The sequence below is a fragment of the Microbacterium sp. CJ77 genome (genome assembly GCF_002911615.1).
Taxonomy (GTDB): domain Bacteria; phylum Actinomycetota; class Actinomycetes; order Actinomycetales; family Microbacteriaceae; genus Microbacterium.
Window position 1 is genome coordinate 444,214 of sequence record NZ_PQBR01000025.1, and the last position, 14,745, is coordinate 458,958.

General features: G+C 70.4%; 11 protein-coding genes. 10 read left to right on the forward strand and 1 reads right to left on the reverse strand.

Going from position 1 to position 14,745, the window contains the following annotated elements; genetic code table 11:
- Positions 1-67 precede the first annotated feature (67 nt).
- Complete coding sequence (locus C2868_RS16880; protein ID WP_100810021.1) at positions 68-739, reverse strand: TetR/AcrR family transcriptional regulator; 672 nt, start codon at positions 737-739, stop codon at positions 68-70.
- Positions 740-902: 163 nt separating this feature from the next.
- Here C2868_RS16880 and C2868_RS16885 point away from each other — a divergent pair, with 163 nt between their 5' ends.
- The 10 genes from C2868_RS16885 (at position 903) to C2868_RS16930 (ending at position 14,708) form a co-directional block, all read left to right on the forward strand.
- The gene (locus C2868_RS16885; RefSeq protein WP_100810022.1) at positions 903-2,471 is read left to right on the forward strand and encodes an FAD-dependent oxidoreductase; all 1,569 of its coding nucleotides are present in this window, start codon (positions 903-905) and stop codon (positions 2,469-2,471) included.
- An 85-nt stretch (positions 2,472-2,556) separates the two neighbouring features.
- A complete protein-coding gene (gene sucC / locus C2868_RS16890) occupies positions 2,557-3,720 on the forward strand; it encodes an ADP-forming succinate--CoA ligase subunit beta (RefSeq protein ID WP_100810023.1) in 1,164 nt (387 codons plus the stop codon).
- A 28-nt stretch (positions 3,721-3,748) separates the two neighbouring features.
- Positions 3,749-4,651, forward strand: coding sequence for a succinate--CoA ligase subunit alpha (sucD, locus tag C2868_RS16895; RefSeq protein ID WP_100810024.1), 903 nt, complete (start codon positions 3,749-3,751; stop codon positions 4,649-4,651).
- A gap of 146 nt (positions 4,652-4,797) precedes the next feature.
- A complete protein-coding gene (locus C2868_RS16900) occupies positions 4,798-6,201 on the forward strand; it encodes a DUF6350 family protein (RefSeq protein ID WP_181003499.1) in 1,404 nt (467 codons plus the stop codon).
- 40 nt (positions 6,202-6,241) lie between these two features.
- Positions 6,242-6,835 (forward strand): phosphoribosylglycinamide formyltransferase, encoded by a 594-nt coding sequence (gene purN / locus C2868_RS16905; protein ID WP_100810025.1) that lies wholly within the window; start codon positions 6,242-6,244, stop codon positions 6,833-6,835.
- A gap of 40 nt (positions 6,836-6,875) precedes the next feature.
- On the forward strand, positions 6,876-8,483 hold the full coding sequence (purH, locus tag C2868_RS16910; protein WP_100810026.1) for a bifunctional phosphoribosylaminoimidazolecarboxamide formyltransferase/IMP cyclohydrolase: 1,608 nt from the start codon (positions 6,876-6,878) through the stop codon (positions 8,481-8,483).
- Between the two features lie 139 nt (positions 8,484-8,622).
- On the forward strand, positions 8,623-10,251 hold the full coding sequence (locus tag C2868_RS16915) for a DNA-3-methyladenine glycosylase 2 family protein (protein ID WP_232711111.1): 1,629 nt from the start codon (positions 8,623-8,625) through the stop codon (positions 10,249-10,251).
- Positions 10,248-10,781, forward strand: coding sequence for a methylated-DNA--[protein]-cysteine S-methyltransferase (locus tag C2868_RS16920; protein WP_100810027.1), 534 nt, complete (start codon positions 10,248-10,250; stop codon positions 10,779-10,781). The genes C2868_RS16915 and C2868_RS16920 overlap by 4 nt, the downstream gene beginning before the upstream one ends.
- A gap of 172 nt (positions 10,782-10,953) precedes the next feature.
- Positions 10,954-12,891 (forward strand): ABC transporter ATP-binding protein, encoded by a 1,938-nt coding sequence (locus tag C2868_RS16925; RefSeq protein WP_100810028.1) that lies wholly within the window; start codon positions 10,954-10,956, stop codon positions 12,889-12,891.
- Entirely contained in the window at positions 12,888-14,708 is a 1,821-nt protein-coding gene (locus C2868_RS16930; protein ID WP_100810029.1) for an ABC transporter ATP-binding protein, read from the forward strand. Before C2868_RS16925 ends, C2868_RS16930 begins: the two co-directional genes overlap by 4 nt.
- Positions 14,709-14,745: the final 37 nt, after the last annotated feature.

Here is a 14,745-nt window from a genome sequence, read left to right on the forward strand (position 1 = left end):
GGACAAAGCTACTCCTGAGGCATCCGGTTTCACCACTCGCGGGACGCAGTTCCACATCCCGAACGGGTCAGTCGAGGGACGTACGGATGCGCCGCGCCACCTCTGCCGCCGGTGTCGCGCGGGGGAACACCGCGATCACGACGTCGTCTGCCGCGGCGGGCACCGGATCGGGATGCACGCCGTACCGGCGCAGAGCGCCATCGAGAGCGTCCTGCAGGTCCGACAGCGGCACGCGCCTGGTGCCGCGCAGCAGCCGGCGCAGCACGTGATTGTGCAGTGCCGTGACGAGTGCCGCGAACCCGACCGCGTCGAGCGGATCGATTCCGGGCAGCGCCGAGCGCAGGTACTCGTCGAACAACCGCTCGTAGCGGAAGACCGTCACGATCTCGCGATCGCGAAGTGCCGGAACACGCCGCACGATTTCGTAGCGGCGGCGCGCGACCTTCGGGTCGTTCGCGAAGTGCCGGAACACGCGCTGAGAGGCCTCGCACACGGCGACCCACGGATTGTCGTGGCCGAGCTCGAGCCAGGTGCGCAGGTCCGCGAGCAGCTCCTCGTGATCCGCGAAGACGACGTCTTCCTTGCCGCCGAACTGGCGGAAGAAGGTGCTGCGCGAGACCCCCGCGGCCCGCGCGATCTGCTCGACGGACGTCGCTTCGAACCCCTGCTGGGCGAAGAGTTCGAGGGCCGCGGCGACGACGACGGTGCGCGCGGCGGACGGTGACGGTGTCTCGCTCATGTCGACAGAAGCCTAGACCCGCGCGCCCGGGCTCCCGGGCGCGGGGGAGCCCGGCGCCGGATCCCCGGCCATTCGGTGATCCAGCAGCCGTCAGGAACGGCCCGCCCGCCGGAGCGCTGTCAACCCCGTTGATCGATCCCGAGTGCCGAGGTCTGCTGGTGTCATGCCCCCACTCTGGAAGCTCGATCGTGCAGCACCGTCTCTCTCCGTCCCGTTCAGTCCCGCTCGGCACGAGGTCGTGATCGTCGGGGCCGGTATCACGGGGCTCGCGACCGGGGTCATGCTGGCGACCCTCGGGCGTGACGTCGCGATCGTCGAGGCGGGCGAGATCGCGGAGCTCACGACCGGGTCGAACACGGGCAAGGTCTCGCTGCTGCAGGGCAGCACGCTCTCCACGCTGCGTCGCCATCATTCCGCGTCGCTGGTGCGTGCCTACGCCGACGCGAATCGCGCGGGCGCGGAGTGGCTCGCCGGATTCGCGGAGGATGCCGGTGTGAGCACGACAACACGGACGGCGTACTCCTATACGCCCTCTGACTCGGGCCTCGATATCGTCGAGGCCGAGATCTCAGCGGGGCGAGAGGCCGGTCTCGATGTCCGCCGCGCAGACGAGGCGGAGCTGGCGACGCCGTTCCCCGCCCTGGCTGCCGCGGCCCTCGACGGCCAACTCGCGATCGACCCGGTCGAGCTCGCCGATGCACTCGCCCGGGTCTTCGTCGCGGCCGGCGGCACCCTGCATACGGGCACGCGCGTGCGGGGGGTGCACGCGGTTCCCGAAGCCCTCGTACGGACGGATGCGGGGGCTCTCCGCGCCGATCGGATCGTGCTCGCGACCGGCACGGCGATCATGGACCGCGGGCTCACGTTCGCCAAGACCCGCGGCCTGCGATCGCACTGCGTCGCGTTCGCGTTCGACGGCGAGGTCCCGGACGGCATGTTCCTCTCGGTCGACGGACCCGCGCGGTCGGTGCGCTCCGTGGCGTCCGGTGACGGGCCCGCGGGCATCGCCCGCCTGATCGTCGGCGGCAACGGACATCCGGTCGGACGATCGATCTCGGATGCGTCCGAGATCGACGAACTCGTCGCGTGGACGCACGAGCACTTCCCGGGTGCCCGCGAGGTCGCGCGGTGGTCGGCGCAGGACTACGAATCGCACAACCTCGTGCCGTTCGTCGGGGTCATGCCGCGCACGCTCGGCCGCGTGCGGTTCGCGACGGGTTACGCGAAGTGGGGACTGACGAACGGGCCGGCCGCCGCGATCCGTCTCACCTCCGAGATCATGCGCGTGCCGTTTCGCGAGCGTCCGTCCTGGATGATCGCGCTCGGTACCCGACTCACGGTTCCGGCCGACCTGGCCCGGGGCGCGCGCGAGAACGCGCTCGTCGGGGCGGAGGCGGCGAAGGGGTGGTTGCGCGCCGAGTGCACCGCCGTGCCCGTGCCGCGCCCCGCCGAAGGCTGTGGGGTGGTGGCGCAGCGTGCGGGTCACCCGGTCGCCGTGTCGAGTGTCGACGGACAGACCCGGGCGGTCAGCGCCGTCTGCTCCCACCTGGGTGGGGTCGTCGCATGGAACGATGCGGACCGCACCTGGGATTGTCCTCTGCACGCCTCGCGATTCGCCCCCGACGGCACACGGATCGAGGGGCCTGCGATCGACGACCTCACTCCGCTCGGGGCTTCGGGCGACGGGGCGGCGGGCGGGAGCCCCGCGGACACCGCGCATTCGACCAAGTAGTAGGCTCGTTGATTGGTCGATATCTCTCGACATCAAGACTCTTTTTCGAAGAATTCCCCCCGGCGCGACAGCGAAGGACTGCAACGTGGATCTTTACGAGTACCAGGCACGTGACCTATTCGAGAAATACGAGGTGCCGGTTCTCGCGGGCATCATCGCCGACACCGCCGAAGAGGCGAAGGCGGCCGCCGAGAAGATCGGTGGCGTCGTCGTCGTCAAGGCCCAGGTCAAGGTCGGCGGCCGAGGCAAGGCCGGCGGCGTGAAGGTCGCCAAGACCCCCGAAGAGGCGTACGAGGCTGCACAGCAGATCCTCGGCCTCGACATCAAAGGCCATGTCGTCAAGCGCGTCATGGTCGCGGCCGGCGCCCGCATCGCCACCGAGTACTACTTCTCGGTGCTGCTCGACCGCGCCAACCGCTCGTACCTGAGCCTCGCGAGCGTCGAGGGCGGCATGGAGATCGAGCAGCTCGCCGTAGAGAAGCCCGAGGCCCTGGCCCGCATCGAGGTCAACCCGCTCACGGGCATCGACGCCGCGAAGGCGCTCGAGATCGCGCAGGCGGCCGGCTTCGACGCCGAGCTCGGCCCGAAGGTCGCCGACGTGTTCGTGAAGCTCTACGACGTCTACAAGGGTGAGGACGCCACGCTCGTCGAGGTCAACCCGCTCGTGCTCACGGAAGAGGGCGACATCATCGCGCTCGACGGCAAGGTCTCGCTCGACGAGAACGCCGCGTTCCGGCACCCCGACCACGAGGCGCTCGAAGACAAGGACGCCGCCGACCCGCTCGAGGCGAAGGCCAAGGAGAACGACCTCAACTACGTCAAGCTCGACGGCCAGGTCGGAATCATCGGCAACGGCGCCGGGCTCGTCATGTCGACCCTCGACGTCGTCGCCTACGCGGGCGAGGCACACGGCGGCGTGACCCCGGCCAACTTCCTCGACATCGGCGGCGGAGCATCCGCGGCCGTCATGGCTGCAGGCCTCGACGTCATCCTCGGCGACCCGCAGGTCAAGAGCGTCTTCGTCAACGTCTTCGGCGGCATCACCGCGTGCGACGCGGTCGCCAACGGCATCGTCGGCGCGCTCGACACCCTCGGCGCCACGGCCTCGAAGCCGCTCGTCGTGCGCCTCGACGGCAACCGCGTCGAGGAGGGCCGCGCGATCCTGCGCGAGTATGCCCACCCGCTGGTGACCCTGGCCGAGACGATGGACGAGGGCGCCGACAAGGCCGCCGAACTCGCCAACGCCTGACTCATCCGGATCAAAGGACTGTAGAGAAATGTCGATCTTCCTCAACAAGGACTCCAAGGTCATCGTCCAGGGCATCACCGGCGGCGAGGGCACCAAACACACGGCGCTCATGCTGAAGGCCGGCACCCAGGTCGTCGGGGGCGTCAACGCCCGCAAGGCCGGCACGACGGTTTCGCACACGGATGCCTCGGGCAACTCCGTCGAACTGCCCGTCTTCGCTTCGGTCAGCGAGGCCATGGCCGCGACCGGCGCAGACGTCTCGATCGCCTTCGTCCCCGCGGCCTTCACGAAGGACGCGATGCTCGAGGCCATCGACGCCGAGATCCCGTTGCTCGTCGTGATCACCGAGGGCGTGCCCGTCGGCGACAGCGCCGAGGCGTGGGCCTACGCCCAGAGCAAGGGCAACGCGACACGCATCATCGGTCCGAACTGCCCCGGCATCATCACGCCCGGCGAGGCACTGGTCGGCATCACGCCCGCCAACATCACCGACAAGGGCCCGATCGGCCTCGTGTCGAAGTCGGGCACCCTGACGTATCAGATGATGTTCGAGCTGCGCGACCTGGGCTTCTCGACCGCGATCGGCATCGGTGGCGACCCCATCATCGGCACGACGCACATCGACGCGCTCGCCGCTTTCGAGGCCGACCCCGAGACGAAGGCGATCGTCATGATCGGCGAGATCGGCGGCGACGCCGAGGAGCGCGCTGCCGACTACATCAAGGCTCACGTCACGAAGCCGGTTGTCGGCTATGTCGCCGGCTTCACGGCCCCCGAGGGCAAGACGATGGGCCACGCCGGCGCGATCGTGTCTGGCTCGGCGGGCACGGCTCAGGCCAAGAAGGAGGCGCTCGAGGCGGCCGGGGTCAAGGTCGGCAAGACGCCGAGCGAGACCGCCGCGCTCATGCGCGAGGTCATCGAGGCGCTCTAACACGCGCACGAAAAGGGCGGGTGCCGCGGGTCGAGCCGCGGCATCCGCCCTTTCGCGTGCGCGGCCACCGAACCGTGCGCCCAACACTGCTGTCCGGGCGTGCCTGTGCGGGGCCCGCCCGCCCCGCGGGTAGGGTCGAGTCCGCCATGCATCGCCTCATCGTCGCCCTGCTCAGCGCGCTCGACGCCCTCATCCAGGTCGCGGGGGGACTCGCGGTGATCGCCGCACCCCTGACGGCCCTGTGGGTGTTCGGGTTCGGCGGCGCGGCCGACTGGGGCGCGCTGTGGCCCGCGACGACCGCCGTCTGGCACGCGGGCAACCTGGTGCCTCTTCGGGTGACGCTGCCCGACACCGTCATCGCCGCCGGGATATCCGCGGATGCCGCATCCTTCGCCTTTTCGCTCGCCCCCCTCGGGTTCGCCGCCTTCACGGTCATCTTCGGTCTGCGCTCGGGTGCCCGCGCTGCGCGGTCGGGTGCGTGGGTCATCGGCTTCGCCTCGGCCGTCGTCGTGGCCGGGGCGCTCTCGACGTTGATTGCTCTGACCTCGCACTCCGACGTCGTCTCGGCGGTGCTGTGGCAAGCCATCATCATCCCGACCGCCCTCTACTCGGGTGCGGTGCTCATCGGCGGCTTCGTGTCGGCATGGCGCAACGGCGACGACGGAGCCGTCGATGCCCTCCGTGACAGACTCGAGCGCCGGGGCTCCGCCGACGCGGTCGTGAGCGCGACGGCTCTCGGTGCGGCCGTGACCCTTGCCGCTCTGGTCGGTGTGGGGGCCCTCGTGCTCGCGGGCGGGGTCGCGACATCGGGCGGCGAGATCATCGCGCTCTACCAGGCGGGCAATGTCGACATCCTGGGCGCGATCGTCGTCACACTCGGCCAGCTCGCCTACGTTCCCACACTCATCGTGTGGGCGATCTCGTGGATAGCCGGCCCGGGGTTCGCGATCGGTGCGGGCAGTGCGGTCTCGCCCGTCGGGTCCGACCTGGCCGTCGTACCGTCGATTCCCGTGCTCGGCGCGATCCCCGACGCATCCAATGCCTGGTTCCTGCTCGTCGCGCTCATCCCGGTCGCGGCGGGTGCGCTCGGGGGATGGTTCGCCCGTGCGCGCCTTCACGCGGCGATCGAGGGCGCCGATTCCCGCGGGGAGTCCGGCGACGCGATGGCGCCTCGCCTCGTCACGACCCTGGGTCTGGCGGTCGTCTCGGCCGCGGCCGGGGCGGGGATGGCGTTCGCCGCATCCGGGTCCATCGGTCCGGGCCGGCTGACGGATGTCGGTCCGCAGCCGGGTCCGATCGCCCTGGCGGTGGGCGTCGAGGTGCTCATCGGGGCCGCGATACTCCTGCTCTCCCCGCTTTCTGGCACTCGGAGACCTCGAACGCTCGTCGAAGACGAGGGCCCATCGGGGAGTGGGGCCCGGGAGGCCCCCTCATCGGCGTGGCAGGACCACGCGCCGGCGCAACGGGGCCCGGAGCCGGACCCCGCGCGCGACGACGAGGCCGCGGACGATCAGGCGACGACACCGATCGAGCCGCTCACTCGGTGGTAGCGCCCCGGGCGCGTCTGCCCGACCCCGGTAGACTTGCGGAGTGCTCACGGTCGCGGTCCTCATCTCGGGCACGGGATCGAACCTTCGCGCACTCCTCGAGGCCGCGAGCGAATCGCACTACCCCGCCCGGATCGTGATCGTCGGCGCCGACCGTGAGGCCGAGGGCTTCGCGCACGCCGACGAGTTCGGCATCCCGACCTTCCTCGTCCCGTGGTCGAGTTTCGACTCCCGCGAGGCGTGGGGTGACGAACTGCTCCGCCAGCTCGATGTCTGGAGCCCCGACCTGATCGTGTTGAGCGGCCTGATGCGGCTGCTTCCCCCCGCCGTGGTCGCCGCCTACGCGCCGCGCATCATCAACACCCATCCCGCCTACCTGCCCGAGTTTCCGGGCGCACACGGCGTCCGCGACGCGCTCGCCGCCGGTGCCGCCCAGACGGGCGCGAGCGTCATCGTGGTCGACGATGGCGTCGACACCGGCCCGGTCCTCGCCCAGGAGCGCGTGCCCGTCCGCGACACCGACGACGAAGCGTCCCTGCACGAGCGCATCAAGCCCGTCGAACGGCGCCTGCTGATCGACGTCGTCCGCCGCATCGGATCCGGCGAGCTGGATCTCGCCGCGGCGTCCTCGAACTGAAACAGACCCCACCTACCCGTCCCCGCAAAGGAGCACCCCCATGGCCGGACCGAGCCACGACAAGTCCCTCTATCGTGACCGCGATGTCGTCCCCGTTCGTCGCGCTCTCGTATCCGTCAGCGACAAGACCGACCTGCTCGTCCTGGCCGCGGCCCTGGTGGACGCGGGCGTCGAGATCGTCTCGACCGGTTCGACAGCCGCGACGATCCGCGACGCGGGATACACCGTGACGGACGTCGCGTCCGTGACGGGCTTCCCGGAGTCGCTCGATGGCCGGGTCAAGACCCTTCACCCGGGCGTGCACGCGGGTCTGCTCGCCGACCTGCGCCTCGAGGACCACGAGCGCCAGCTCGCGGACCTCGACATCGCTCCCTTCGAGCTCGTCGTGGTCAACCTGTATCCGTTCGTCGAGACCGTCGCGTCCGGCGCCGAGGCCGAGGACGTGGTCGAGCAGATCGACATCGGTGGCCCCGCGATGGTGCGCGCCTCCGCCAAGAACCACGCGAACGTGGCCATCGTGGTCTCGCCGTCGTCGTACCCCGCGGTGATCGACGCGGTCGCATCCGGCGGTACGAGCCTCGGTCAGCGCCGCGAGCTGGCGGCACGCGCCTTCGCGCACACCGCGGCCTACGACTCGGCCGTCGCGACCTGGTTCGCCGAGGGGACGCTCGCCGAGGGCGAAGACCTGCCCGGTCACCTGACGATCCGCGCCGAGCGGCTCGCGACGCTCCGCTACGGCGAGAACGCGCACCAGCGCGCCGCCATCTACACGCGCACCGGAGGCCACGGCATCGCCCAGGCGACGCAGCTGCAGGGCAAGGAGATGAGCTACAACAACTACGTCGACGCGGACGCCGCCCTGCGCGCCGCCTTCGACATGATCAAGCCCGCCGTGGCGATCATCAAGCACGCCAACCCGTGTGGGATCGCCGTGGCGGCCCCGAGCGCGCTCGACCCGATCGCGAGCGCGCACCTGCGCGCGAACGAGTGCGACCCCGTCTCGGCCTTCGGCGGAGTGATCGCGGCGAACCGTCCCGTGACGCTCAAGATGGCCGAGAACCTACGCGACATCTTCACGGAGGTCATCGTCGCGCCCGGGTTCGAGCCCCAGGCGCTCGAGGTGTTCGCCGAGAAGAAGAACCTGCGTCTGCTGCAGCTTCCGGCCGACTGGAAGCAGGAACGGATGGATGTCCGCCTCGTCTCCGGCGGCCTGCTGCTGCAGGATGCGGACCGGTTCCCCGACGACATCGAGTCGGTCGCGAAGGACTGGGAGCTCGTCTCGGGCGAGCGGCCCGAGGGCGATGACATGACCAACCTCATCTTCGCCTGGAAGGCGTGCCGCGCCGTCAAGTCCAACGCGATCGTGCTGGCCAAGAACTCGGCGACGGTCGGCATCGGCATGGGCCAGGTCAACCGGGTGGACTCGTGCCGCCTGGCCGTGGACCGCGCGGGGGACCGCGCTCCGGGCTCGGTCGCCGCATCCGATGCCTTCTTCCCGTTCGCGGACGGCCCCAAGGTTCTGCTCGACGCCGGGATCTCGGCGATCGTGCAGCCGGGCGGCTCGGTGCGCGACGACGAGGTCATCCAGGCGGCGCGCGACGCCGGTGTGACGATGTTCTTCACGGGCGAGCGGCACTTCTTCCACTGAGCCCGAGTCTTCGCGCCGAGTGCGCTCGCACGAGAGGTGTTTCGGCGGTCGAGCAGGTGGGAGGGTCGGCGGCCGAAGCCCGTGCCGCCATGTCCGATTTCCGCGAGTCGGGCGCGCCGGATCGTGTCAGGCTGGAGGCATGAAGCAGTCCGCCGCCGCCGCGCCGAGGCATCCGTCGATGACGTTCGATGAGCGTTATCGGGCGATCTCGTCGCGTGACACCCGCTTCGACGGGCAGTTCGTCACGGCCGTGCGGACGACCGGCATCTACTGCCGGCCGAGCTGCCCGGCGCGCACGCCGAAGCCGGCGAACGTGTCCTTCTTCGCCACGTCGGCCGCCGCGCACGAGGCGGGGTACCGGGCGTGCAAGCGTTGTCTGCCCGAGGCTGCGCCCGGGTCGCCCGAGTGGGACCTGCGCGGCGATGCCGCTGGTCGCGCGATGCGACTCATCACCGACGGGGTCAGCGAGCGCGAGGGCGTTCCCGGGCTCGCCGCGCGCCTCGGGTACTCCACGCGGCATCTGAACCGGATGCTGACGGCCGAACTCGGCGCGGGTCCTCTGGCCCTCGCCCGGGCGCAACGCGCACACACCGCGCGGATGCTCCTCGTGGGCACCGACCTGACGGCGGCCGAAGTCGCGTTCTCGGCCGGGTTCGCCAGCGTGAGACAGTTCAACGAAACCGTGCGCGAGGTGTTCGGCCTGACCCCGACCGAGTTGCGTGCGCGGGCTTCGCGTGTCGGGCCCGACCAGGGGGGCGCGGGGATCATCCGGCTGGCCCTCCCGTATCGGCGGCCGTTCGACGCATCGGGCCTGTTCGCGTGGATGGTGGCGCGGGCGATCCCCGGGGTCGAGGTCGCGACATCCGATTCGTTTGCGCGCGCCCTGCGCCTGCCGGGCGGCCCCGCGTGGTTCCGTGTGCGCGATGCGGCCCGGCAGGGCCGACTCGTGCTCGAGGCTCGGGTCGCGCGCCCGGGCGATCTCGCGGCGCTCGTCGCGAGAGTGCGGCGACTGTTCGACCTCGACGCCGACCCCCTCGCGATCGACGAGGCGCTCGCGACGGACCCGCTGCTCGCCGAACGTGTCCGCGCCGTGCCCGGGCTGCGGGTGCCCGGCGCGGCCGACCCGCACGAGATGTTGATCCGGGCGATGGTCGGACAGCAGATCACCGTCGTCGCGGCGCGAACCGCGCTGACACGGCTGACCCTCGAACTCGGCGAGCCCGTCGAGCCATGGGAGGGCGTGGACAGGCTCTTCCCGACGATGTCCGCGATCGCGGACCACGGCGCCGAGGTGCTGCGGGGCCCCCGCGCGCGCATCGGTGCGATCACGACGGTCGCCGCGGCGCTCGCCTCGGGCGAACTCGAGCTCGGCCCGGGCGACGACTCCGCCGCGCAACGGGCCGCGTTGCTCGCGCTGCCCGGTATCGGGCCCTGGACCGCGGATTATGTCCGGATGCGCGTGACGGGCGACCCCGATGTGTTCCTCCCCGGCGATGTCGCCGTGCGTACGGGCGCGGTTCGCGCGGGACTGCCGGGCGACCCGCGCGAGCTGACGGCCCGGGCGGCTCTGTCCGCCCCGTGGCGGTCGTACCTGACCGGGCACCTCTGGCGTGCCGTCGCGGACCTGCCCGCGCCCGGGCCTCTCGCGCGCCGGGCGGACATCGGCGAGGAACAACACCCGTCGATCGTCGGATCAACGCCCGCCGGGGCCGATTCCGCACCACCTCTCCTTCCTGATGCACGCCGCACGAAAGGCACCCCCGCATGAACGCAGCCACCCAGAGCGCCCTCGTCGAGGCGATCGACACCCCCGACGGCCCGCTCATCATCGTCGCCGACGCGGACCAGCGCGTGCTCGGCTCCGGTTGGACGACGGATGCCTCGGCCGTCATCGCCCGCATCCACCCGGCCCTCCGGCCCGGCACCGTGCGCGAGGCATCCCTCGACGCGGCGGCCGCAGCCCGCGCGTACTACGCCGGGGCCATCGGCGCAATCGACGATGTGCCCGTGCGCCAGCACGGCACCGACCTGCAGCTGAAGGGTTGGAGCGCGCTCCGCCGCATCGCACCGGGGGAGCCCCTGACCTACAGCCAGTTCGCCGCTGTCTTCGGGTCCCCGACCGCCGTCCGAGCCGCGGCATCCGTCTGCGCGCGAAACGCACCGGCGCTGTTCGTGCCGTGCCATCGTGTGCTCCGGAGCGACGGATCCCTCGGCGGCTTCGCGTGGGGACTTCCGGTCAAGGCGAGCCTGCTCGCCCGCGAACGCGGCGAGGCATACGTCCCGGTGCCGCTGGACTGATCGAGGACGCGCCCCCGACCGCAACGCGGGCGCAGCGGTCGCGCGCTTGCCCCGGGTCACACCGGCACATATCCTGGAAGGCTGTCCGCACCGCGCCTTCGACCAGGCCGGCGGTGCGCAGCTCTTCCGCACCGCCGCGCCGACCAGGCGATTCTGCACGCCCAAAAGGATCATGACTTCGACAGCCTCGACACCCACGCCCCAACCGTCGACCCCGCGTCTGTCGACCCCGCGCGCTCTCGCGCGCCTTCTGCCGTTCGCCCGTCCGGTCGCCGGACGACTGTGGCTGGGCGGTCTCAGCGCGCTGATCGCGAGCCTGCTCGCGCTCACGATTCCGCTCGTGCTCGAGGCGATCGTGGCGGGTCCCATCGCGTCGCGCGACTCGGGACAGATCGTGTGGGGTGCGGTCGTCGTGCTCGGGCTCGGACTCTTCGAGGCCCTCATGGTGTGGGCCCGACGCTGGTTCGTGCTCGGCCCCGCCACGAAGGTCGAGTACGACCTGCGCACCCAGTTCTACGAGCGTCTGCAGCGTCTGCCCGTCGCGTTCCACGACCGGTGGCAGTCGGGCCAGTTGCTCAGCCGCATGATGCAGGACATCGGTCTGATCCGCCGCTGGCTCGCGTTCGGTCTCGTCCTGCTCGTCGTCAACATGCTGACGATCCTGGTCGGTTCGGTCATCCTGTTCCGTTGGCACTGGGTGCTCGGCACGATCTTCGTCATCTGCTCGATCCCGCTGTGGATCGCGGGTTACCGCTTCGAGAAGAGGTATGGAACGCTCGCGCGGCAGAGTCAAGATCAGGCCGGTGACCTCGCGACAGCGGTCGAAGAGAGCGTGCACGGCATCCGCGTCCTCAAGGCCTTCGGGCGCGGTGGCCACGCCCTGCAGAAGTTCGCCCGTCAGGCCGAGGGTCTGCGCGAGACCGAGTTGAGCAAGGCCCGCGCGGTCGGGCTGATCTGGTTCTGGCTGGTGTTGCTGCCCGACATCGCCTTCGCGCTCTGCCTGGCAGCGGGCATCGTGCTCGCGCAGATCGGGCAGCTGAGCGTCGCGGAACTGTTCGCGTTCTTCGCGATGGCGACGGTGCTGCGCTGGCCGATGGAATCGATCGGCTTCCTGTTCTCGTTCCTGCTCGACGCGCGCACGGCAACGGATCGTCTGTTCGAGGTGTTCGACGAAGAGAACACGATCGTCGACCCCGACAAGCCGCGCAAGGCGGCCGAGGTTCGTGGTGAGCTCGCATTCCGCGGTGCGCACTTCCGGTACCAGGATGCGGCCGAGGGGGAGCGCGACCTGCTGGACGGCATCGACCTCGTGCTCCGCCCGGGAGAGACGATGGCGCTCGTCGGCCTGACCGGGTCGGGCAAGACGACGCTTACGACCCTGCCGACGCGCCTCTACGACGTGACGGCGGGCCGGGTGGAGCTGGATGGCGTGGATGTCCGCGAACTCACCCTGCACGAGCTCCGGGGCCACATCGGCATGGCGTTCGAGGACGCCACGCTGTTCTCGGCCACGGTGCGCGAAAACGTCCTGCTCGGACGCGAAGACCTCGAGCCCGGTAGCGCCGAGGCCGAGCGTGTGCTGCGCGAGGCCCTGGACGTCGCGCAGGCTGCGTTCGTCGACGATCTCCCGGACGGGGTCGACACGATCATCGGAGAGGAAGGACTGAGCCTGTCGGGCGGTCAGCGGCAGCGTCTGGCTCTCGCCCGCGCCGTCGCGGCCAAGCCCGCGGTGCTCGTGCTGGACGACCCGCTCTCGGCCCTCGATGTCGACACCGAGGCGCTCGTCGAGGCGGCGCTGCGCCGCGTCCTCGAGACCACCACGGCGCTGATCGTCGCGCACCGTCCCTCGACCGTCGCGCTCGCCGATCGCGTCGCGCTGCTCGAGGACGGCCGCATCACGGGTGTCGGCACGCACTCCGAGCTGCTGCGCACGAGTGCCCACTACCGGCACGTCATCTCGAGTCTCGAGGCGGAAGCGAGCAATCCGAGGCCCGAGCGCCCGGACGGGATACCGGACGCCTCGATCGCCGAGGCCGACCCCCTGTCATCCGCATCCATCGTCGACCGTGAGGGGCCCGGCGCCGCCGGCCTGGGAGGGGTGAACCCGTGAGCACCGTCACCGGAACCGAGGGCGAAGACCGCTCCGACTATACCCGGGCCGAGAGTCGACAGATCCGTCGCCGGTCGCTGCGCCTGCTGGGCTCGCTGCTCACGCCCGTGCGCGGCAACCTGATCCTCGCGCTCACCGTCCTGGTCGTCTCGACCGCGCTGCGCGTGCTCGGCCCCGCCCTGATCGCCTACGGAATCGACACGGCGCTGCCGGCGGTGCTCTCGCGCGCCGACTGGCTGCCGACGATCGGTGTCGTTGCGGCATTCGTCGTGTCGGCGATCGGCGGAGCTGTGCTGATCGGCTGGTACGTCGTCGTGACCGCACGCCTGACGCAGACGATCATGCTCGACCTGCGGATGCGGATCTTCCGCCACACGCAGCTTCTGAGCCTCGAGTTCCATGAGTCCTACACGTCGGGTCGCATCATCTCGCGGCAGACGAGCGACCTCGACTCGATCCGGGAGCTGCTCGACGGCGGCCTGAACGAGCTCGTCTCGGGCCTGCTCTACGGCGGATTCACCCTCATCGCGCTCGTGCTGCTCGACTGGCAGTCCGGCATCATCCTCGTCGTGATGGGCGTGCCGCTGTGGCTGCTGATGCGCTGGTTCTACCGGCGTTCGCAGCTCGTGTATCGCGAATCTCGGGTGGTCAGCGCACAGGTGATCGTGAAGTTCGTCGAGACGATGACGGGCATCCGCGCCGTCAAGGCGTTCCGACGCGAGAAGCGTGACGACGAGGACTTCGGCGAGCTCGCCAGCCAGTACCGTGACGTCAATATCCGGTCGATCCGCCTGTTCGGAACGTTCGAGCCCGGCCTGATGGCGGTGGCAGCGACCACCGTCGCGCTCGTGGTGCTCTGGGGTGGCCTCCGTGTCGCGGGTGTCGCCGGGGGCGCCCTCGACGTCGGTGTTCTGCTGGCCGCGGTCCTCTACGTGCGCAACTTCTTCTCACCGCTGCAAGAGGTGGCGTTCTTCCTCAACTCGTACCAGTCCGCGACCGCGGCGCTCGAGAAGGTTTCGGGCGTGCTCGAGGAGCAGCCGACGGTGCCGGATCCCACGAAGCCCGTCGACCTCTGGAAGGCCCGCGGTCACGTGCGATTCGACGGGGTGGAGTTCGGCTACGGCGGCGACCGCACGATCCTGCCCGACTTCACGCTCGACATCCCGGCCGGCCAGACGGTCGCGCTCGTGGGAACGACGGGTGCGGGCAAGTCCACGCTGGCCAAGCTCGTGTCGCGCTTCTACGACCCCACGCGGGGCCGCGTGACGCTCGATGACGTCGACCTGCGCGATCTGCACCCCAAGGATCTGCGCCGCGCGATCGTCATGGTCACGCAGGAGGCGTACCTGTTCAGCGGCTCGGTCGCCGACAACATCGCGTTCGGCAAGCCCGAGGCGACGTTCGAAGAGGTCCAGGCGGCCGCGCGCGCGGTGGGAGCGGATGCGTTCATCCGGGCGCTCCCGGACGGCTACGACACCGATGTGAACAAGCGCGGTGGCCGGGTCTCGGCGGGCCAGCGTCAGCTGATCTCGTTCGCCCGCGCCTTCCTCGCCGACCCCGCCGTGTTGATCCTCGACGAGGCGACGGCTTCGCTCGACATGCCGAGCGAGCGGTTGATCCAGGATGCGCTGCAGCACCTGCTCGCCGACCGCACCGCGATCATCATCGCGCACCGCCTGTCGACGGTCGCGATCGCCGACCGGGTGCTCGTGATGGAGCACGGCCGGATCGTGGAGGACGACACTCCGCAGGCGTTGATCGCGGGAACGGGACGTTTCGCCAAACTGCACGAGGCGTGGCGCGAGACCCTCGTCTAGGGAGTTGCGATCGTCGCTATGATCCAGGCGGGGACTT

Excerpts from the sequence above, each read along its gene's own strand:
- C2868_RS16920 (WP_100810027.1), top strand. The coding sequence starts at position 10,248 with ATGAACGCAGCCACCCAGAGCGCCCTCGTCGAGGCGATCGACACCCCC.
- C2868_RS16925 (WP_100810028.1), top strand. The coding sequence starts at position 10,954 with ATGACTTCGACAGCCTCGACACCCACGCCCCAACCGTCGACCCCGCGT.
- C2868_RS16900 (WP_181003499.1), top strand. The coding sequence starts at position 4,798 with ATGCATCGCCTCATCGTCGCCCTGCTCAGCGCGCTCGACGCCCTCATC.
- C2868_RS16885 (WP_100810022.1), top strand. The coding sequence starts at position 903 with ATGCCCCCACTCTGGAAGCTCGATCGTGCAGCACCGTCTCTCTCCGTC.
- C2868_RS16915 (WP_232711111.1), top strand. The coding sequence starts at position 8,623 with ATGAAGCAGTCCGCCGCCGCCGCGCCGAGGCATCCGTCGATGACGTTC.
- sucD (WP_100810024.1), top strand. The coding sequence starts at position 3,749 with ATGTCGATCTTCCTCAACAAGGACTCCAAGGTCATCGTCCAGGGCATC.
- C2868_RS16880 (WP_100810021.1), bottom strand. The coding sequence starts at position 739 with ATGAGCGAGACACCGTCACCGTCCGCCGCGCGCACCGTCGTCGTCGCC.
- purH (WP_100810026.1), top strand. The coding sequence starts at position 6,876 with ATGGCCGGACCGAGCCACGACAAGTCCCTCTATCGTGACCGCGATGTC.